13 protein-coding genes are annotated in these 20,419 nt (G+C 70.0%); 6 read left to right on the forward strand and 7 right to left on the reverse strand.

Going from position 1 to position 20,419, the window contains the following annotated elements; translation table 11 throughout:
- From ABGB11_RS21555 to ABGB11_RS21565, 3 genes are all read right to left on the reverse strand, one after another.
- Positions 1–348: a hypothetical protein gene (locus tag ABGB11_RS21555; protein WP_347635512.1), complete on the reverse strand. Its 348-nt coding sequence runs from the start codon at positions 346–348 to the stop codon at positions 1–3.
- Between the two features lie 45 nt (positions 349–393).
- Positions 394–1,590 (reverse strand): hypothetical protein, encoded by a 1,197-nt coding sequence (locus tag ABGB11_RS21560; RefSeq protein ID WP_347635514.1) that lies wholly within the window; start codon positions 1,588–1,590, stop codon positions 394–396.
- 89 nt (positions 1,591–1,679) lie between these two features.
- Positions 1,680–2,258, reverse strand: coding sequence for a hypothetical protein (locus tag ABGB11_RS21565; RefSeq protein WP_347635516.1), 579 nt, complete (start codon positions 2,256–2,258; stop codon positions 1,680–1,682).
- 104 nt (positions 2,259–2,362) lie between these two features.
- Between ABGB11_RS21565 and ABGB11_RS21570 the strand changes: the two genes are divergently transcribed.
- The 3 genes from ABGB11_RS21570 (at position 2,363) to ABGB11_RS21580 (ending at position 7,611) form a co-directional block, all read left to right on the forward strand.
- Entirely contained in the window at positions 2,363–3,025 is a 663-nt protein-coding gene (locus ABGB11_RS21570; RefSeq protein WP_347635518.1) for a hypothetical protein, read from the forward strand.
- Positions 3,026–3,176: 151 nt separating this feature from the next.
- Entirely contained in the window at positions 3,177–6,839 is a 3,663-nt protein-coding gene (locus tag ABGB11_RS21575) for an NlpC/P60 family protein (protein ID WP_347635519.1), read from the forward strand.
- A gap of 223 nt (positions 6,840–7,062) precedes the next feature.
- Positions 7,063–7,611: a hypothetical protein gene (locus ABGB11_RS21580; protein WP_347635521.1), complete on the forward strand. Its 549-nt coding sequence runs from the start codon at positions 7,063–7,065 to the stop codon at positions 7,609–7,611.
- A 73-nt stretch (positions 7,612–7,684) separates the two neighbouring features.
- On the opposite strand, the gene ABGB11_RS21585 is transcribed toward ABGB11_RS21580, so the two are convergent.
- Complete coding sequence (locus ABGB11_RS21585; RefSeq protein ID WP_347635523.1) at positions 7,685–11,365, reverse strand: hypothetical protein; 3,681 nt, start codon at positions 11,363–11,365, stop codon at positions 7,685–7,687.
- Between the two features lie 128 nt (positions 11,366–11,493).
- Positions 11,494–14,019 carry an ATP-binding protein gene (locus tag ABGB11_RS21590; protein WP_347635525.1) on the reverse strand — a complete coding sequence of 842 codons (2,526 nt, stop codon included), beginning with the start codon at positions 14,017–14,019 and terminating at the stop codon, positions 11,494–11,496.
- Positions 14,020–14,175: 156 nt separating this feature from the next.
- Here ABGB11_RS21590 and ABGB11_RS21595 point away from each other — a divergent pair, with 156 nt between their 5' ends.
- Together ABGB11_RS21595 and ABGB11_RS21600 are read left to right on the forward strand one after the other, a co-directional pair.
- On the forward strand, positions 14,176–15,972 hold the full coding sequence (locus tag ABGB11_RS21595; protein ID WP_347635527.1) for an AAA family ATPase: 1,797 nt from the start codon (positions 14,176–14,178) through the stop codon (positions 15,970–15,972).
- 57 nt (positions 15,973–16,029) lie between these two features.
- Positions 16,030–17,277 carry a hypothetical protein gene (locus tag ABGB11_RS21600; RefSeq protein WP_347635529.1) on the forward strand — a complete coding sequence of 416 codons (1,248 nt, stop codon included), beginning with the start codon at positions 16,030–16,032 and terminating at the stop codon, positions 17,275–17,277.
- Positions 17,278–17,309: 32 nt separating this feature from the next.
- Here ABGB11_RS21600 and ABGB11_RS21605 read toward each other — a convergent pair whose 3' ends face one another.
- A complete protein-coding gene (locus tag ABGB11_RS21605) occupies positions 17,310–18,311 on the reverse strand; it encodes a hypothetical protein (RefSeq protein ID WP_347635531.1) in 1,002 nt (333 codons plus the stop codon).
- A gap of 234 nt (positions 18,312–18,545) precedes the next feature.
- Between ABGB11_RS21605 and ABGB11_RS21610 the strand changes: the two genes are divergently transcribed.
- The gene (locus tag ABGB11_RS21610; protein ID WP_347635533.1) at positions 18,546–19,709 is read left to right on the forward strand and encodes a hypothetical protein; all 1,164 of its coding nucleotides are present in this window, start codon (positions 18,546–18,548) and stop codon (positions 19,707–19,709) included.
- A 417-nt stretch (positions 19,710–20,126) separates the two neighbouring features.
- On the opposite strand, the gene ABGB11_RS21615 is transcribed toward ABGB11_RS21610, so the two are convergent.
- Positions 20,127–20,399 (reverse strand): hypothetical protein, encoded by a 273-nt coding sequence (locus ABGB11_RS21615; protein ID WP_347635535.1) that lies wholly within the window; start codon positions 20,397–20,399, stop codon positions 20,127–20,129.
- Positions 20,400–20,419 lie beyond the last annotated feature (20 nt).

The following is a 20,419-nucleotide window of genomic DNA, read 5'->3' on the forward strand; positions in this document are numbered from 1 at the left end:
TCACTCTTTCTTGGAGAGCCCGCCGATTTCGGTGATGCTCTCCATGAGTTTCTTAAGAAGATCGGCCACGACCTGCGCGGCATCGACGGTGATGCTCAGATTGAAGAGCAGGGCACCGATGACCAGTCCGAAGCCGAGTGCCCTGAAGGCTTCGACGGGCCTGCCCCGGCCCATGCCCCGGACCATCCGGAAAATGCCGAGCAGCATGATGACGACGGCTATGGCGCCGCAGAGCTTGACGATGGCCTCGCCGATGTCGGTTTCAAAGAAAGTGTCGGCCCCCTCACTGCCGTCGGGTGGTGCCAGTGCCTGCGCGGACACTGTCATGAGCAATCCCGTGACCGACATTCTTGAGCCTCCGTGTTGTGCGTTTCTGATCGGTCGCGCAGCCGGTCAATCGCCCACCGCGTTGGAGTAGGGCTCCAGTTCCGCCGCGGACCCGGCGGGGCCCCAGGCGAGGATGGGCGGTTGGGCTCCGGTCCGTCCGCCCACCAGCAGATCGAAGTCCGCGAAGGTGGTGAACTGCCCGGCCGCGTCGTTCCCGCCTGTCGCCGCCCTGGCGAGCCGCACCCGCACCCGGACGATGAGCTGGTCGTTCGCGGCCCGGATGGCCGAGAGGATCTGGACGGCCTCGGGCGAGTCCGGGAGAGTGAAACCCGACAGCCCCACGTAACTGTGGCCGCTGTTCTGGTCGCCGGTGATCGCGAGCAGGCCCACCGCATCGCCGGTGGCGTACGCCTTCGCCCACAGCAGGATCTGGTTCTTCGCCGCATCGCTGACCTCCGTGGCCAGGGTGCTGTAGTTGCTGTAGTCGCCACGGCCGTTCGCCCCGCGGTCCCCGTTCTTCCAGGTCCCGAAGGCGGGCGCGGCGGCCAGGCGGGGTCCCTTGGTGTCGAGCAGCACCGGCACGTCCAGCTGGAGCACGTTCGTCCCGGGCGGCGGCGCGGGGGTCCCCCCGGCACCGCCGGGAGCGGGGGAGCCCGAGGGGGCGGCCGGGGAACCGGAAGGAGCGGGCGCCTGCGGCGGGCGGGGCTGCCCCGAAGGAGCCGGTGAACCGCCGCCGGTCCCCGGGCCCGGGGACCGCGGCGAGTCTTGCGAGCCCCGGTTCCGCGGCGGGCTCTGCGGACTCGGGGACTTCGGGCCCTGCGGAGGCGTCACGGCTGGGGGGTCCAGGACGACGAGGAAGTGGTGCACCTCGAACTCGGTGAAGCCGACCTCTTCCGACCCGAAGCGCTGGGGGGTGAACCCGACCCAGCCCAGCGAGCGGTAGTCCAGCGGGGCGCGCGGCTTGTCGCCCGGCATGTTCATGGCGGCCTCCGGGTCGAACGTGTCGGCGTGCGGCACGTCCTGCCGGGCCCCGGCCAGGAAGTTCACCGCCGCCGCGTAGGCCACGTCACGCCCCTCGGGGTCGACCGATGACAGATCGGGCTCGGCACTCTCCTTGGCCAGGCTCATCATCACGGCGACGACGCTCAGGCTCGCCGAAAGAAAGAGCGCGCCCAGGATCCTCCTGGCGCGCCGGCGTGCGGTCGGCTCGCTGGAACGCCGGGCGGGCACCATGGTGAAGCGCGTGGGCGACTGCTCTGGCAATGGTTTCCTTGAGGTTCGAGCTCTGGCTTGTCGCTTCCTCTGCGGAAACAGTGCGGCGGTCGCACCGATGCGCAAGTTGTCGTTTCGTGTCAGTGCCGCCGCCGGCGCGGGTCGCGCCCGCCGGCCAGCCGGGGGGACGCGGTAAGCCCGCGGTTCCGGCGCGAAGCGGTGGGCGGCAACCGGTCGGCACCCGGCATCTCCTGCTGCGGGACGCCGCGGGCGTCCCAGCGGACGGCGTCCACCGGCACGCCGCCGGGCAGCATCCGGACGGTGCCGGCGGCGGTGCGCCGGAGCGGGGCGATCCCCACGTACAGGCGGACCGGACGCCCGTCGAGGATCAGCTTGCGGCGGCGGGTGCCGATGATCTGCAGCCCCAGCCACTTGGCCAGCGACTCGCCCTGCAGGGGCGAGTAACTGACGCCCACCCACCCCGCTCCTCCGCCCAGCACCGGCCCGTAGATGAGCGCGTCCAATCCCGGGCCCAGGACGGCGAAGGCCAGCAGGAACCCGACGATCGCCCCAAGCAGGATCGCGAAGAGCGTGGTGAACTTGACGGTACGGGGCAGCGTGAACTGCTCGTTCAGGCTGCCGATCACCGCCGGCGGCAACTTCAGCATGTTGGTCGCGGCCAGCATCGCCGGGCCCGTCACCGCCTCCTCCTCGCTCATACCGGGGATCGTGCGGAGTTTCGTCCCGGCGGCCACGCCCGATCGTGACCTTTCGGCCCGGTGGGCGGGTTGCGCATCGGGTCCTGCCGGCGACGGTCACCGGAATGGCGAAGATCACCGATTACGCCCGTCAGGGCTTTCGCCGTCGGCCGCGCCCGTGGAACAGCGCCGAACTGCCCGAATGGTGGGACGCGGCGGCATGGCTCGGGGTGGTCGCCGTCGTGGTGATGCTGGTGTCCGGCGCGGTGTTCGCCGACGACCGGTCCCCCGGCGGCGCCGCGGCCGCCGGGGACGACGCCCCTCGGTACGCGCCCGAAACGCTGGGGTCCCCCGGCCTCGGCGCGCCCCCTGCCCCGGGAGACGGGAGCGCGGCACCCGTCCCGCCGGCGTCCCCTCCGGCAGGCGTCCCGACGGGCACGTCGGCCGAAGGCTTCGCCTCCACCGCCGCGACGCGGGTGCCGATCACCGGTGGCGGTACGGCGGTCGTCCCCGCCGGTGCCCTGAACGTGGCCCTGGCGGCGGCGCGTGCCCGAGCGACCGGGAACTGGGCGGGGATCCCGTTCGCCGGTGCCGAACGGCCCGCCCCGACGGCTCCGTCCCCGCACGGGGTCGTGGTCGGTGAGGTCACCGTGGAGGACCCCGCGGCGACCGGCAACACCCAGTACCGGTTCAGCGCGCGGATCGCGCGGGGCGGAGGCGCCAGGCCCGAGACCGCGCGGTTCGTGGTCGAGCTCGGGATGAACGGCTACGCGATCCGGGCCGGCTAGGGCGCTTCAGAAGCACCCCGGGCTCGGCCCAGGTCGGGATGAAGGCTCTTGCGTCTCGAGGAGAACGGTGGACCGTCCAACGCGAGCGCGGTATCGATCCGCACCGGACCTGACCTGGGGCTCCAGCGGAGCCGGCTCTACGAGGTAACGCGTGAACGAAGAGGACGAAGAGTACGAGGCCGGGGGCGACGCCGAGGCCCGGCGCGACCTCGAGAGCCGGCCGGGGGCCGTCAGGCCCCTTTCCGACGTGGATCCGCGTGTGGTGGCCGCCCTGCAGCGGAACCCCGACGTGGCCGAGATCCTCGCCAGGCAGTCGTCCCGCACCGCCGGGCCCGGTGGCGCTCCCGGCGCGGCGGAAGCGCTCCAGCAGGGCGCGGTCAATCCGCTCGAGCAGCAGCGGAAGCGGGACGAAGCCGCCAGGGCCGGGGACGCGGACGGTGCGGGGTCCGGGGACGAGGACGAGGAGGAAGGCGGCTTCGAGCCACCGGTCCCGTCCGGGCGGCGAGGGAAGGGGGGCGCGGCCCCGCGCCTGGACCCCGCGGCCCGCGGCGAGGACCGCCGGCACGGCGGCCACGCGCCAGGCGCTGACGGCGGCGGGCGGGGACCCCGGTGGCGCGTGCGGATGGCGATCGCAGGCCGGCACCCGCGCATGCGGGTACGGCCGGGCAGGTCCGCTCCCGACCGGCGGCGGCCCCACCCCGATCGGGTGAAGCTCCGCGGCGAGGCGGCCATCAAGGTCAAGCCGGCCAACGGCGGCCCGTCCTCCGGACGGAAGCGGCGCTCGTCCCGGTTCCATGCCCCTCGTACCCCGGCCGCGCGCAAAGCGATGGTGGTGCTGCCCGCATTCGGGCTCGTCGTGCTGCTGCTCATGGTGGCCGTGCTCGGCGGCGGAATGTCGCTCGCCGGTTTCCAGAGCCAGCCGGACGAGAAATCGGACGCCAAGGTCGCGGAATACATCCCCGAGGGGTGGATGAAAGTCCTCAAGCGCAGCACCGACCGGGCGGCGAGCTCCGGAGCGGAGGACTACGCCCTCGTCCCGTGGACCGTCGTGGGCGGCCTCGTCGCCAGGCAGACCGACTTCGCCCGCTACAGCCCGTACGACAACATCGACCGCGACCCGGGGCGGAAGGTCAAGCCGATGCCCACGGCGGGCGACGGCGGTGGTGGCGGCGATGACCTCGGGCCCATCACGGGCGGCGCCGGGCCCGGGCCGATCAAGGGAATCGGCGGAGACGTCCCGGGGTCGACCGCCACGGTGGACGCCTCCAGCCACCCCTCCCGCGCTGTGAAGCCGCCCGCCGGCCCGCTTCGCTCCCAGTTCGGCTGGTTCCTGTACGCGCTGCGGCTGCACGAGTCCGGTGGCGGGTCCGGTCAGCCGAACTACAAGGCGGTGAATCCCATCTCCGGTGCCTGTGGCGCCTACCAGTACCTCGGCACCACCTGGCGCGGCACGAAGCGCGACTACATGGGGTACCAGACCGCGTGCCAGGCTCCGCCGAGCGTGCAGGACCGCAGGGCACGCGAGGACATCCGGAAGAAGTGGAACAACTACCACAAATGGCAGCAGGTCGCCGCCGCCCACTTCCACCCGGCGTCGGCCGCCTCACCGCGGGTCTGGGGCCGCTGCCCCAAGGACGCCTGCGCAGGCAACCCGCCGATCTGGAAGTACGTCGACAGCATCATGCAGAAGATGCGGGACGCAGCCGAGCGGCATCCGGCTCCCTCGACCCAGCGGTCCGGGTTCCGGCGGGAGCCCGGAAACCCGGCCTCACCGCCGGCCGGAGCGCAGGGCGTCGCGGCCGGCGCTGCGACCAGCGGCGACGGAGCGCAGGACGGCGGGACCGGCGGCCGGGGCCCGGGCGTCTTCGCGGACGGCTGCGTCGTCGATCCTCCCTCCGAGCCCATCGGCGGCAAGGGCCGCCAGGGCACCGGTCCGTACCTGCTCAGCCCGGCGGCGGCCGGTCAGATGGAGAACGACGGCCTCGATCCCCAGAGCCCGTGCGACGCGTCGAACTTCGTCGCCAAGCAACTGGTCAGGGCGGCAAGAAGAGTGCACGGGGACCCCGAAGCCCCCGAATGGAACCCCGATGGGCGGAAGAAGAAGGACCTGAAGAACGCCCGTAAATACTGGACCCGGGTCATCGAGACCTCCGGCATCTTCGTGGACCGCAACTCCAATCTCGACGCGCCGTGCACGGTGCCGCCGCCGGACGGCCTCTACCAGTCCTGGTCGATCAGCTTCAAGATCATCTTCATCTGGCGCTGCGAGGCCGACCGCCTCTCGGAGCTCCACCTGGTCACCGGCGGCGTGTACGAGAAGGGCAAGTTCAAGTACCGCGTCGAGTCCGACCGGACCGCCGCCGTCAAGACCCTCGTCAACGAGGCGGTGTCGGTCAGTTACGGCGCCGGCAAGTGGAAGACCGAGGAGTGCGACGACGACGAGGACGACCGCCAGGGCATCTTCCCGATGACCAAGCAGGAGGCGCGCGACGCCGGCCTGGCCGACCGCTGCGATGTCGACAAGAACATCGCGACCGCTGCCAGGCTCGTCCTCTCCGTCGAGAAGGAGCCCCCCGAGCAGCGCCGGCGCGACCTCGGCCCCTACCAGCCGATGGTCGGTGGCTGGCAGAAGCTCGGCATCGCCACGGGCACCGGCATGAAGCTCTTCTCGAAGATCGGGCCGGGGCAGGGGTCGTTCCAGCCATCGGACGCCTGCAACCAGGTGATGACCGAATTCCTCACCGCGGCAGGCCCGCACGCCTCGGCCTTCGCGGAACTGGCTGACAAGGCTCCGGAGGACGAGGACGTCCAAGCCAGGTGGCAGCCGAAGCTGGAGGAGATCCTCCGCGCGCACGGCATCGAGGAACCGGGCGGCGATCCGGCCTGCAAGGCCGACGCCCGGACCCCCGGCTATAACTCGGCGCTGGCTCAGGTGGCCGTCGGCCTGTCGGGCGGGGCGCATGACGCCAACATCAACGGCCTGGCCGGCTACTACCAGGCCAGGGAGAACCTCAACGAGAAGACCGCCCCGATCCCCGGCAAGGACCCCCTCGCCCTCCCCCGGCTCGCCCCGCGCCCCCTGAAGCCGGTCGGCGCGCCGGTCGCCCGGGACGCCACCGAGGCGTGGTCGCGGCTCGGCTCCGTCGAGGACGGCACCTTCTCGCTCGGCCAGATCGCCGTCGAGTACGCCTGGTTCTTCGGCGGCGTCATCACCCCGTTCGACAGCGCCGGCAAGCTCATCGGCTCGCTGGCCAGCGGCGAGGGCTCCGGTGACGATTCGGTGCAGGTGACGGTGGGGCCGGACGGCTGCCCCAAGGACACTGCCGCCAACAACTCCAGAAAACTCTTCCGGGACGGCGACAGGAAGGACATCAAAATCCACAAGCTGTGCGTCGATTCGGTGGCCCGCGCCCGCACACCGGAGGCCGCGAAGGCCATCAAATGGGCGCTGCGCCATCTCGGCATCCCGTACTGCATGTGTCCCGGAATCCGTGATCAGGCCAACTACGCCGACTGCTCCAGCTTCGTCTCCAAGGCCTACCGGAACAGCGGGGCGATCCCGAACCTGTACCGGGGGGCTTCGCCGAACACCCATACCCTGCAGAAAGTCAGCTGGATGCGCCGGATCCCCGCGAGCAAGGTCAAGCCAGGCGATCTGGTCATGCCCGATGCCGGGCATGTCGCCATGCAGCTGGCCGACGGCTACATGGTGCACACGAACCGGACCGGCGACGTCTCCAAGATCGAGTTCGACTACCCCCCGGGCGAGATCTCATGGGCCGGCTGGGTCGACGCGAGCAGGGTGGGAAAGTGACCGATTCCGCTCCGAAAAGATGGCGGAAATACCGTGAGCGAACGCCCCGGGCTCCCGCGATACGACATACCGCCTTGCACACTCAGGCGCGATTTGCAATACTTCTGGGCGAAGATAAATAAGAATCCGGCCCGGCATTCGGGCACGCCTTTTCAGGCAGTGCGCGGAGCCGGTGCTCAGAATCCGGTCCGCGTACCTTTCATGACGAAAGGATATGAGGACCATGCGAGACAAGCACCTCAAGAGCCTTCGTGCCGCGATGGCCGTCGTCATCATCACGCTCCTGGCCGGGTGTGGCGCGGCAGCCGCACAGAAGGAGACCACCCCCGGCAAGGGGCAGCGTGAGAGTTTCCTGATGATAGGAGTCCATGGCGAGAACCATGGACTCATCAGGTTCACTGTGAATCAGGACGGGAAGGGCTACGGGAAGTTCACTCTCGTGACCTTCGACGACCCTGACCCATTCGAACCAGACGGTCCGCCTCGCCAGGTACGTCACCCCGCGCAGCATTTCACCGTCGAACTGAAGAAGAAGGAGAAGAAAGCACAAATCTTCACCATCACCATGACCGACGAGAATCAGCGCGGGGATGATCCCGAGGTCACGGTCGGCCACAACGGCACGGTCAAGGTGCTGCCCCATATCGGGGGAGTCGAGACGTCCGAGTGGAAGACCACTACAAAAAAGCAGTTCGAAGCCAGGCTGAAGAAGTGGGCGAAGGACAGTACTTCCCGAGGTTGTCCGTCCGAGACCCACTACTACTGCCAGTAGAGCTGGGCACCGGTCGGCCCCTGTTCCCGTCGCCGCGACGGGAACAGGGGCCGTTTTCTTTGCCGCGTGATGCCTACACGCCCAACCGGTTCCGGATGTCGTCCCTGTTGGGAGCGCTGAAACGAGGGTCGGACTCTCTCAACCGGTAAAAACCGTCAAGCCGCCTCTCCAGTTCCTCCGTCGCGCGCACGACCTCCCGGTTGTTCTCCTCTTCCTGGTCGAATCGTTCCTCCAGCATCCGTTTGAGTTCGTCCAGGTCTCGCTGGACGGATCTGGCGTCGTCCTCGTCGGACACCTTGCGGGAGATGGACCCGAAGGCCCGGTCGAGGTCCCGCTGCAGGTCCTCCTGGCCCTGCCGCAGTTCATCGGTGATGCGCTGGATCTCCTGGCTCAGCTCCTCGGTGCCCACCGAAGTGCTCGGGTCGGCGACCCTCGCCCGCACCGAGGACAGGGTCCGAGCCTGCGACGACGAATCGAACAGATCGCGCAGGGCGGTGCCGAGCTCTTCGATCTCCCGGGCAAGGATCCGCTGGTCGTCGGCACCGCTCGCGTAATCGCCCGAGCCGTGGCCGCGCTCGATGACCATGTTCAGGGTGGAGATCTCGGCGTCGAGGGCCCCGCGGATCTCGGCGGCGGTCATGGTCCCGCGGGTCGGCAGGTCCGCGGTCGTACCCGGGAAGTTTTCGAGTTCCCTTCGGGCGGCCGCGACCGCGCCCGCTATCGCGTCCTCGTCCGCATCCCAGCGTTGCCTCACGTTGGGCCCGTACTGCTCCAGCCAGTCCCGGGCCGTCTCGCTGGAATTCCCCGCTCGCGGAAGGTCGATCCTTATCTTGGAGAGTTCCGCATCGTTTCCGCCCGCGAAGAAGCTCGCGATCCGGTCCCGCACTTCGGAACTGCTGGTGTCGAGCCCGTGGGCCGCGTACACGTCGACGTTCTCACCCAGGTCGTTGATGTAGCCGGCTTCGCTGGCCTGCGCGCATATCCGGGCGATCCACTGATCGTCGACCTCCCCTTCCCGGCGCCGCAGCACGTGGGAGGGCAGGTGGTTGACCCAGTGCCCGGCGAACTCCGCATCGGCGCCCGGGACGGGCACGACGAGTCCTTCGCTGCTCACCATGATCGAATCCGGTTTGACTCCCAGCCTTTTCGCCATCTGTATCTGCCCGGCCATCTTCTGCTCGTCCGAGGCGAAGCCGTTGAATTCGTCGCCCCACATCCTGGCGCGCTGCCGCTCCAGTGACCTGAGGTTGTGCTTTTTCTCCACGTCGCGGCGCATCCCGTCGTCGTGGATCCGGATGACCTGGCGATGGAAGGCGTCTGCGTCCTTCAAACTCGACCGCGCGTCCTTGGCCTGCGGGAGTCCCGCCGCACGGACGTCGCGCGCATCGGCGTGCAGGCCCTGGGCGACATTCGTGACCACCCTCCTGCCGGAGCCGCTCATCAGCGGAACCGTCAGCAGTGCCGCCCCCGGGAACGCCGCGGATACCCCGCCCATGGCCAGAGTCGCCGCGCCGTATATCCCCGCGCGCTTGTAAGGGGATTGCTCTTCCACCCACTTCTGCGCGGCCCGCTTGCTGAGCATGAGCCGCCCGTACTTGTCCTTGGCGAAGTTGGCGACCGGCCGGGTGACCCGCGAGGCCCCGTGCCTGGCCTTGTCACCCGCCTTGCGCCCCAGCCATCGTGCCGCCGGGTTGTCGAGCCTGCGCCACTGCAACTCCTTCTCGTCCAGGCTCTTGAGCGGCTTGCGCAAGCCGAGTTTGTCCAGTTCCCGGCGCACCAGGCGGTGGGGGTCGCGGGCGAGACGCCGGTCGCCACTGCCCTTCAGCGCCACGGCGGTGGCGAAGCCGATGGCCCCGCTTACCGTGGACACGTCCCCGACCCCCATCGCCCGCATGATCCTGCGCGCCAGGTACAACGCGGCCAGTGGCACGGCACAGAGAAGTATCTGCTCGAAGAGATTCGGCGCGGTGTTCTCGCCGATGGTTTCCATGACGGCATAGTGGCCGGTACCGGTGAGCAGCATGATGATGGTCAGGGCAACGCTGAGAAGGAAATCACTGGCCAGTGCGGCACCCGTCAGCTTGAGTATGCGCTTGCCCTGAGGGAGGCCCATGCCCAGCAGCAGCAGCGTGATCGGGAGAAGCATCACCAGTCCCATCAGCATGATGCTGGAGACCGTCATTCCGGCGGCCAGGGGCCCGAGCGTGAGCAGGAAGACGACCGACACGACCAGTGACATCAGGCCATGCGTGAGGCGCTCGGCGTGATTGCGGCCCAGCCAGGCGCTGACGAAGTCCCAATTCTGCTGGCAGGCCTCGTTGTTCCCGTAGCATTTGCCCAGTTTCTCGCTGAGCTCATCCTCCCCGTTGAAATAGAATTGCTTGAGATCTCCGTCGGCCCCGTTGCTGACGACCTCCTTACTGGGGTCTTCGATGCGTTTCTGGCTGTACAGCTTCGCGCAGGCCTTGTCCCGGTCCGGCATTCCATCGCCCACCTCGTCCCACTGCGGGAGGGTGGCGCCGTTTCCCGGCTTGCCGTTGTTGGCCCGGCAGGCACCCCAGGCGACCATGATGGTCTGCTCGCCGCCGGGCGGGTCGAGGTAGAAGTCGCGCATGGTCCTGTGCCCGTGCTTCTTCGGGTCCTTCCCGATCGACAGGTCGTATGCGGCGATCTTGTGTTTGGTATCGACCGACGAGTTCGCCTCGAGCCACCGGCAGGACGCATGGGCGGGCGCCGGGTACTTGGTCGTTCCCTCTCCGAACTGGGCGGTCTGCCAGGAGCGCAGGAGCGTGATCTCCCACATCTTGCTGACCTGCACCAGGGCCTGGCGGCCCTCCTTGAGCGAGGTGCCCTGCTTCTTCGCGAGGAACCGGTCGTACAGGGCCCGGTCGAGAGCCGCACAGTTGGTCAGCCCCGCACCGCCCACCGGCTGGTCGTCGTAGAACACGGGGTGGCGCTGCCTGCCGTCGTCGAGCAGGCCGTACAGTTCCAGCTTGTACAGCGCATCGGTGGCCTCGCCGAACCAGCCCTGCACCGTGGCGCTCATCCAGGGCACGGTGTAGGCGGCCGTCGGATCGTCCCGATGCCGGTCGGCCTGGTCACCGATGAAGTAGATCATCCCGGTGGCGGCGAGGAACACCATGATCAGGCGTGCCGCGGACGCGGGCCCGCGCGCCCGACCCTGGCCGCCGCTCCCGCGCCTGACCACCGTCATCAGGACGAACACCCAGGCGGGGATGAGCAGCCAGGTCGCGTACTGGGCGAAACCGGCCGTGACACTGTTGATCGGCGTCGCCGTGGTGCAGATCACGTCGAACGAGAAACCGAACGCCATGAGAGTGCCGATGATCTGCCAGCACAGCCCGGAGGCCATGAACATCAGTTCCGAGATCATCGAGACGAACTGGTCGACCTTGAAGAGGGTCGAGTTGTCCACCACATGCAGTTCGAGCGACGTCCACCGGTTCAGCGGCAGGAAGGTGCTCTGCTCCTCATGCTCGGTGCACTCGGGCCCGGCCGACTCGCCGACCGGCGCGGGCGCGGCGAGCACCTGCTCCCCCGCCGCCGGGGCCGGGACCGCCCCGGCCGGTGCCGCCTGGGCCGGAACCGTCCCGGCCGAAGCCACCTGGGCCGGAACCGCCTGCGCCTGAGCGACGCCCTTCGCGGGCGCCTGCTCACCGGAGCCGGGCAGGTCGGTCTGGCCGGAGAGCAGGGCGAGGCCGTAGAACACGGTGAGCACCAGCGCCCAGACCAACAACTGCCGCCCGCGGCGCGGCCCGTCCCGATCCGGCCCGCTCCGGTCCGGCCGGGACGGCCCGCTCCGGACGGCGCGAAACGAGCCGCCTGGTCCTGCCCGCCCCCGAGCCGGGCCTGAACTCTCCCTTAGTCGACGAGCCACTGGTCCGTTTCCCCCCACGTGTCCGCCGCCGCCACCGCGGCCTCATGTTCGGCCCGCTCGGCCGCCTCGCGCCGGATGCGCCGCTCCTCACGCCTGCGCCGGTCCTCCGGGTTGGTGCTGTAGGCCGCAGCCGCGTCGGCCGGTGTGGGGCCGAGGAGGACCTGCGAGTGCCGGCCGGACAGGTCCCGGTAGAAGCCCCGGGCCCAGCGGGCCGGCAGGCCGTCCTCCGGCGGCAGCGGCCCGAACTCCCGGATCTGGGCGAGCCGCTCGTCGGTCGCCCGGAGCCCGCACAGGCCCAGCGCGGTCTCCGCCTCCTTCCGCTCGTTCAGCTTCAGCACCATGACCCGGCTGAGGTAGGACTCCAGGTCCTTGGTCACCACGTCGGCGATCCGCTGGGTGAGGAACACCGGCAGGATGTTCAGCGACCGGCCCTCACGGGAGATGCGCTGCAGCGACGCCAGCCCCTCGGTCTGGGACAGGAACGTCCACGCCTCGTCCACGATCAGCACGCCGGACCCGTTCGCGATCAGGATTTCCAGCGAGGCCCGGATGACCAGCCGGACGGCGGCCAGCGCGATCCGCTCCGACACCGAGTACTCGCTGGGCGTCTTCCCCTCGGGCAGGCCGAGGTCGCGGTCGAAGTCGACCAGGGTGAGCCGCTGCGACATGTCCAGCTGCGGCAGTGGCCGGAGCGACACGCCCAGCGAGAACATGCTGGACGCCTCCATCTGCTGCTCGACCAGGCCGCGCAGCCGGTCCGCGTCCTCGCCGGGCACGAACTTCAGGGCCTCCCACACGCACCGCGCCCCGTTGAGTGCGCCGCGCTTCAGCCCCGAACCGAGTGACAGCCGTTCCGACAGCGTCAGGCCGTCCTTCGCGTCGTCCAGGGCGGACAGGATGTGCACGTTCGCGATCTCGGCGGCGATGGTCGGCGGAGCGTACCGGAACGGGTCGAACGCGCCGGGGGTCTCCTCCAGCGCCGACATCGACACCCGTCCGGCGGGAACCCCGAGCCCGTTGACGTAGTCGACCATCCCGTACAGCGAGTCACCGCCCTTCGGGTTGACGAAGATGACCGGCAGCCCGTTCAGCACGGACTGCGTCGCGAGGGACTGGGCGAAGAACGTCTTGCCGCTGCCCGGATCGCCGAAGACCCCGAAGACCGGAGGAAGGTTGCGGCGGGGGGCGGCGAGCGGGTCGATGAAGAACGGCGTGCCGTCCGGGTCGATCAGCCCGCCGAAGGCCCCCGCGTCATCGCCCAGGTAGGAGAAGGACTGCAGCCCCGCGTGCGACACCATCGGCACGTTGACGTCCTGCAGGAACGGGTTCACCCGGACCGAGGAGCACGGCAGGGTCTCCTCCAGCGCCTGGATCTGCCGGTGCTCCAGCGCCTTGATCTGGATACCGTAGGTCTGGTCGAGGAAGTCCATGTAGGTCTCGGTGGCGTCGGTCACCTCCCGGGCCATGATGAAGCTGCAGTTGGCCAGCATCGGCTGGTTGGCACCGGCGAGGTAGTCCTCCACCTCCTTGGCCTGCTGGAAGGTGTCGGAGAGCTCCACCTTCTCCAGGTCCTGGGTCTTGCGCTCCTCCTCCATGTTGGCGATGATCCGGCGCTGCGAGCGGCGCGCCCGGGCCCGCGTCAGGTTCGGCGGTTCCAGCTCGGCGCGGATCGAGGTGACGTGCGGGGCGTCGCCGGGATGGCTGATCGCGTCCAGCGCCCACTGCGCCTGCGGCGAGGGCATGATCGGCTGGTCGAAGCGCATGACCGCGGCCATCTCCAGCTCCCCGATGCCGGTCACCCAGAGCCGGGTGGGCAGTTCCTCGATCACCGCGTCGGGGCCGCGCCCCAGGTTGTACCAGGATTCCAGCTGGTCGAACTCCTCCCGGGTGGGCATCCGCGCGTCGGCCCGTTCGAAGATCGACGAGATCTGGTCGATGTCCTTCCGGTAGTGGGCCAGGTCCGGAACGTCCTCGGCCATGGACTCCTTGAGCAGCTCCGTCAGCGATCTGGCGAAGGACGGCCCGCCTCCCGACGCCTTCCCCGCCCGGGACGCCTTGTCCAGCAGTGACGAGCGCAGCTGCACGCCGACGAACAGCACCCGCTTGGGAGCCAGGAACCCGAAGGCCTCGGCCTGGTAGGCGCGCAGCTCGTCGCTGTTCTCCTTGGGAGGGGTGGCGAGATCGTCCCAGGTGATCGAGACCAGGTGGATGTTGCGGTTGTCGGACAGGGTCGCCAGCCCGCCGATCGGCTGCCGGGACGTCTGGCCCAGCTCGCCCAGCAGCCGCGCCAGCGGTGTGGCCAGGGAGAGTTGCTGCTCGGGATCCTCCCATTTCATCGGCGACAGGCGGACCGTGCGGTACATCCAGACCTCGCCGTTGTGACCGACGTAGATCCCATCGGAGGTCCGCCATGCGTACGGAGTCGTCCACATGGTGGCGGTGTCGGCCTCGGAACGACCCGCTCGACCGGCGCCGACGAGCCGCTCCAGCGCGGATCGGAGGTTGACCATGTGTGAAATCCCTCGGGTATGTGAGCTCATCAGGACTGTCCGGGGATTGGGGCTGGCTTCAGCAGCTTTTGTCCGCACAGTCGGAGGGAAGACCGACGACCGGCCACCGCGCCTGGCCGGAAGACAACCAGAGCACCGAGAGTTTTGGACACTGTTATGGCTACCGCACCGAACCTCGTCGTGGCGGGGCATCCGGGCGTCGCGCGGAAGCTGCGGGAGACCGGACGCTTCCCCGCGGTGTTCGATGTCAGCAGCGCATCCGAACTTCGTGATCTGTCCAAGAGCGGCAGAGTCGCACCGCCGGCCGCCTTCATGTTCGCCCCCGGCTTCGTCGAGGACCTGCCGGAGGCCGGGGTGACCGTGCTGGCCAACGGGCTGACCGCCGCCGGCTACACCGTGCTGGTGCACGAGTTCTTCGTCCAGCGGGGCACCGAGTTCGCCCCAAAAGTACAGGTCACCGCCCGGGAACTTAGGCTGACGGACCTGCTGGCGATGCTCGGCATGGCCGGATCCGAACAGCAGCAGGCCCCGCAGGAGCCCGAGACCCGGATCGGAGACCAACCCAGCTCGCAGCCCCAGTCGGACTGGGACCAGTGGAGCTGGGGCCAGTGGAGCGGGGGCCAGCAGAGGCAGCGACCCGAGGCCCAGCAGCCGCAAGCGCCACCGCCACAGCAGGCGCCCCGGGCGCCGGCACGGCAGCGATCACAGCCGCAGGCACAGGGGCAGCCGCACCCACGAGCGCCGGCACAACAACCACCGGCGCAGCAGCCGCAATCGCAGCGAACACCACAACCACAACCGCCGCGGATCCCCCAATCACAACCGCAGAAGCACTCCCAACAGCCCCCCGCACAGGGGCAGCCGCACCCGCACCCGCACCCGCACCCGCAATCACGCCCACAGCCGCAGGCATCATCGGGCTCCGACCTGGCCCCACCTCCGCCACCGGGCGCCGGTCCGCCACAGGCTCCGGCTCCGGCTCCGGCTCCGAACGGATGGAACGGTGGCTCGAACGGGTCGAACGGCGTGCACGGCGCCGGTTACTCGAACGGCAGGATGCCGGCATCCGGGGCGCCACCGGCCGCGCCTCCGGCGCCGGCGCGGCGCGGCCAGGTGATCACCGTCGCCTCGGCGAAGGGCGGCGTGGGCAAGACCAGCATGTCCGTGCAACTGGCGCTCTTCGCGTCGCGGCTGCTGCGCGGCGCCGGCCGGGAGGGGTCGGCGGTGGTGGTGGACGCCAACTTCCAGCAGGCCGATGTCGCGCGGTACCTGAACCTGAGGTCGCCGACGGTGCTGGACCTGCTGCAGCAGCCGGCGGGCCTGTCCGCGGCCACGGTGCGCAGCCAGCTCGCCAGCGTGCCCGAGGCCGGGCTGTACGCGCTGCTCGGGCCGCCGGACGCGGCCAGCGCCGACCCCGCGCTGATCAACTCGGCGCTGTACCACCGGATACTCGCGGTGCTGCGCCAGGCGTTCGACTACGTGTTCATCGACACGCCGGTCGCCGAGCTCTACCACATGACCTTCGCCGACCTGATCCTGCCCGAGACCGACGTGATCCTGGTCCCCGTCGAAGCCAACCGGGTCACGCTGGAGGCGGTCGGTTCCTGGCTGAGGGCGATCACCATGCCCCGGCACACCTGGGGCGGCGGGGTCGCCCCGGAGAAGCTGTCACTGATCCTCAACCGGGCCCGGGCCGACGTCGAGTGCACCCCCGAGGACGTCATGGACCTGATGCCGGGATGGCGGTTCGTCGGAATGATCCCGGAGGACAAGGAGTGGATGCAGGCGGTGAACAGGCAACAGCTGGTCTCGATGAACATCGGCCCCGACCTGGAGGAGACGTTCCGCAGCATCCTGCACACCGTTACCGGAGACCAGGTGTTCGCAGCCGGCGCGGCCCCGCCGGCGGAACCCAGCCGCTGGAAGCGGCTGCTCAGCCTGGCCACGCAATGATCGAGATTGTTTCCCGAACCAGCGACGAGCGCGGACGGAAGAGCCCGAGGTATGGCAATGTCTGAAGATCCCGCCCCGAAGACGGATTTCTGGGCGGTCATGGGTATCGGCCACCAGGACGCCCACGAGGAGAACGGGCAGCAGCAGGACCCGGCGAATCACCTCGGGAGGCGGGACGCGGAGGAAGAGACCGCGGTCGCCTCCTCCGCCGGCCAGGCGCCCGCCGGGACGGCCCTGCCCCCGCCAGAACCCGCCGCGAACGACACGTCGCCACCGGAGCAGGATGCCTGGGCCGCGATGTTCTCGGAGGAGAACGGGGCACCGCCCACCGGGACGGAGGGTCCCGCGCAGCCGGGCACTGCCGGGACGGCGGTCCCGACGGCCAAGGCGCCCGTGCACGCGGCACCCGGACCGGAAGCCGCGGGACAGGCGGGACCGGCGGGACCGGAAGCGGCAGGACCGGACGAGCCGGTTCCGGACGGATCCGCGGCGAACGACCCGGCCGGTACGGCGGCCGCCCTCCCTCCCGATCCCACCTGGGTGGCGGCGGAGCAGCTCGAGGCCTCGATCCGGCCGCGGCTGACCCAGCTGTGGCTCCAGCTGCTCACCGAGCACGCCGGTGGGGACGCGGCCATGGGCCGCCGGATCTACCAGGTCATGGACGGCTTGCACCTGATGGGGGAACTCTGCGAGGACCAGAGCATCAGCGAGGTGCACGTGCACGGCACCCGGGTGACCGTTGTCGGGCCCTCCGGCACGCGGGAGGTGCCCGGTTTCTCGAGCCAGGCCACGGCGCGCCGCGCGATCGAGGCGGTCAAGGCCAGGCGGGACGCCATGCGCGTCACCGTCACCGAGCTCGACGGCTCGGTCGTGGTGCGGCGGGCGCACAACGCGACCCCGAGCGCGGCCGACCTGGTCGCGTCCGGGATCCTCACCGAGGATCTGGTCTCCCGCGTGCGTGAGGCCCTCGACCGGGTGCAGGCGGTGACCATCACGGGCCCGGCCGCACGGATCGTCATGCGCGCCTTCGCCCCGCTCGTTCCCGAGGGCAGCCGGGTCTTCGCGGGGCCGCAGGCGGTGCTGCCGCCGGGCTGCCTCGCCGCGGCCGGCCCGCTGGACGCCGACTACGTGATCGGTGTTCGCCCTGGCGTGGTGGCGGAGGAGATGGCGGCGGCCGGCCAGCTCGGCGCCCTCATCGCGAACCCGCAGACGCGGTTCAGGGCGGCGGTGCGGCTGCTGGTGTCCGGGCGGTCCACGGCACCTGGCGCGGTCACGATCGAGGGATCTCCGGTGATCCCGGCATAGCCCGCCCCCCATCGGGTGGCCGGCGTGACCGGTCAGGCGCTTCGCATGTTCACCGTCCGGTCGGAGTCGAGGATGAAGGTCGCCGCCTCGTCCGGCGTCAGCCCCAGCACGTCGACGGCCAGCCTGACCGGTCCGACCTTCTCGCGATCGCAGCGGTGGCATCTGGTCTTGTTGTCCCCGTGGACCTTCATGGACGGGTTCTCGTCACGGTTGCTGTGCCGCGTCGGCCGCGGGCAGTGCCACCGGCCCGTCTCGTCGGGCGCGGAGCCCAGCCGGGTCAGGACCGTCGGGATGTCCACCGCGTTGGCCTCCATCAGGCGCTTGTCGCGCGCCGTGGGAGGGACCGGCGGGACGATCTCGGCGCTCTTGTTCGCGGTCCGCAGCTCCTGCCGGTACTGCGCGCCGGCCCGCCGGACCAACTCGAGATCGATCCCCTGCCGCGGGTCGTCCTTGACCGTGGGGACGGGCTCGGTCCCGGTGGACAGGTAGGGGAAGCGGTCCTGGTCCCGCCGCCGCAGCTCCGCCACGAGCACGAACATGGTGAACGCGTCCCGCGCCGACTCCGGCGGGACCATCCGCAGCCGCGCCGCGTACCGGATCACGCTCACCGCCTCGGGGGTGACCGGCCCGTCCGCGGGCGAGCCGACCTCGACGGTCGGGATTCCCTCTGCCGCCGGCCCGCCCGCCTGCCCCCACATCAGGTGCCCGGGCGGCCGGCCCGCGTCGGGAATCCGCTCGCCGTCGTGGCCCCGCCGGGAGAATTCCAGGACGGCGCCGTCGACGTAGGTGTCGATCCGCCTGCCGGCGAACCCGCACAGTGCCGCGTAGAGCACCAGTCCGCCGGTGCCCTCGGGCGCCAGGAAGATCACCCGGGCCCGGAAGTCGGTGGCGCTCAGCGAGCTCGCGCGCAGCGCGGCGACGGCCGAGGCGGCGGCGTCGCCCTCGCCGGGGACCAGGTCGACCGTCTTGATCCCCGGAGGTCCGGGCGGCGCGTCCGGAGTACGGATGGCCAGTACGTAGTCCGTCAGCTTCACGGTTCTCCTTTGTCGCCTTCCCTGAATTTCACCATGGTGACCGTCCTGACCTGTGGCTCAGGCGCACGTCCATTACGGGCAGTTGCCGATCCGGGATCTCGCGCAACTAATACAGAAGGGGATGTCAATGCCGGTCGAAGGGCCGGCTCCGCGCCCGGCCGGCCTCCGGCGGGGCGTACGAAGATCGCCCCGGCCTGCCGGGCCGGGGGCCGCAGAAGAAGGAGAGGGTGCACAGTGGAGACCACCCAGATCAAAGAAGAGTTCTACATACGGCGTCTTTTCGACGACGACGTCCCGCTGTTCGTGGACGCGACCAAGTACGCCAGGCACGGGTTCCCCTACGAGCTCAGCGCGAAGAAGGCGCTGAAGGCTACCTGCGCCGTGCGGCTCGACAGCGAGGTGGTCGCGTTCAGCCTGCGCAACTACACCGCCCGGCAGGCGGAGAAGGAGGTCGAGAACGTCGGCACCGGCACCGCCGACGGGGCGGGCACGCGGAACCAGCTGCGCCTTCGGATGCCCCGCAAGACCCTGCACGTCCTGAACGAGAGGGCGCGCGCCCTGGCGGTCGTGCTCGGCGACGACGTGATCGTCGAGTTGGACGACACCCTGTACGTGCTGCGGCTGTCGCGCACCGGCTCCGACGGCGAGCTGATGCTCGTCGGCAAGCTTCGGGCCAGGTCCGAGGGCGGGTACGACCGAACCGAGATCGGTGCGGACGACGCCGACTTCGAGCTCCCGATCACCGGGGTCCGGCTCCGCGTGTTCCTGCGGTCTCCGATCCGCGACCGCATCCTGGCCTACGGTTTCAGTGGCTACCTCACCCGCAAGCCGGGCGAGATGGAGACGGTGACCCGGGCGACGGCGCTGGCGCTCAACAACCTGATCGGGCTGGCCACGTTCCGGATGCTGTCGGGGCTGCACCGCGTCGACGTCCCGCCCCGCCCGTCGGGTGCCGCCGCCCGGCAGCGCGGGCCCGAGGAGCGTGTGCTGTTCGACGTCCCGGTGCTGCTGTTCACGGAGGACGAGGTCCCCGCGGCCCGCGGCAGGGTCGACGCGGAGATCGACCTGGACCGGATCGATCCGGTGACCGGTGGGCTGCAGGTCCACCTCGGCGAAGGAGACAAGCTGGAGTGGAACCCGGCGGTGGCCGGCACGGTGAATTTCGCCTCGTACGAACAGGTGCTCGTGGAGACCACCGCCAGCCTGGTCCACTCGATCCTGGGTGATGACACCGTGCGGGACATGGCCTACGACATCATGCTCGCCGACCTCGGGGAGGACGCGGTGGCCAAGCTGCGCGCCGCCACCACCAGCCTCCCCGGTCTCCTGGCCGCCAAGCCCAGCCAGGCCAGGGTCCGCCAGGCCGAGCCCGCCACCGGCTCCACGGCCGCCGTCTGAACCGGAGTCCACCAGCTTCAGGGATGCCGCTGCCCTGGACTTCACGCACGCCGCCACCACGTCGCTACGGGGCATCCCACACAGAGCGGATCAATCCCTGCTCGCGACCGCGGGAATACGCGCCGACCTGGGGGCGGCGCTGGCGCCGCCTCGGACGTGGCCCAGCCCAGCTCGTCGAGGCGGGAGGACGGGACGCGCTGCTCGGGGCCGGCCCACCGACAGTGCGGCGACGCGCCTCCCGCGGTAGTCCAGGACAGGGGCGCCGACTCCGCGGATCCCGGGTTCGTTCTCGGCGTCGTCGACGCTGCATCAGGTCGGTGTCTGTCATCGCGGGACGGACCCGCGCACGGTGCGCGCCTGGCGTGTGGAACACGCGATGGGGCGGATCAGAACCACACCCGGTGGGTGCCAGGGATGTCAACCGCTCTCGCGTGGCGCGTAACGAACGCAGGTTCCGTAAGCGACATAGGCGACATCGGTCACCACGCCCCTTCCATGGCTGGCGACCTGAGGGATCGCTGTGAAACCCACCCCCACCACCGCATCGGGGTGCAGATCCTGCACCGCAGCAGCCAGATTCTCAAGAGCGATCTCGGAGTTCGCGCCTGGCCTGCCGGCGCGAATCTGCTCCGCCTCCACCTTGCGCTGATCGCCAGGGATGAAGTCCGTTGTACACATCGGAATACCCACACCAACATGCTGCCCACAGC

It is taken from the genome of Actinomadura sp. B10D3 (genome assembly GCF_039871695.1).
Lineage (GTDB): Bacteria > Actinomycetota > Actinomycetes > Streptosporangiales > Streptosporangiaceae > Spirillospora > Spirillospora madurae.

What these genes read in the sequence shown, in the direction of transcription:
- ABGB11_RS21595 (WP_347635527.1), top strand. Translation starts at nt 14,176, where the DNA reads ATGGCTACCGCACCGAACCTCGTCGTGGCGGGGCATCCGGGCGTCGCG.
- ABGB11_RS21580 (WP_347635521.1), top strand. Translation starts at nt 7,063, where the DNA reads ATGCGAGACAAGCACCTCAAGAGCCTTCGTGCCGCGATGGCCGTCGTC.
- ABGB11_RS21565 (WP_347635516.1), bottom strand. Translation starts at nt 2,258, where the DNA reads ATGAGCGAGGAGGAGGCGGTGACGGGCCCGGCGATGCTGGCCGCGACC.
- ABGB11_RS21600 (WP_347635529.1), top strand. Translation starts at nt 16,030, where the DNA reads ATGTCTGAAGATCCCGCCCCGAAGACGGATTTCTGGGCGGTCATGGGT.
- ABGB11_RS21570 (WP_347635518.1), top strand. Translation starts at nt 2,363, where the DNA reads ATGGCGAAGATCACCGATTACGCCCGTCAGGGCTTTCGCCGTCGGCCG.
- ABGB11_RS21590 (WP_347635525.1), bottom strand. Translation starts at nt 14,019, where the DNA reads ATGGTCAACCTCCGATCCGCGCTGGAGCGGCTCGTCGGCGCCGGTCGA.
- ABGB11_RS21555 (WP_347635512.1), bottom strand. Translation starts at nt 348, where the DNA reads ATGTCGGTCACGGGATTGCTCATGACAGTGTCCGCGCAGGCACTGGCA.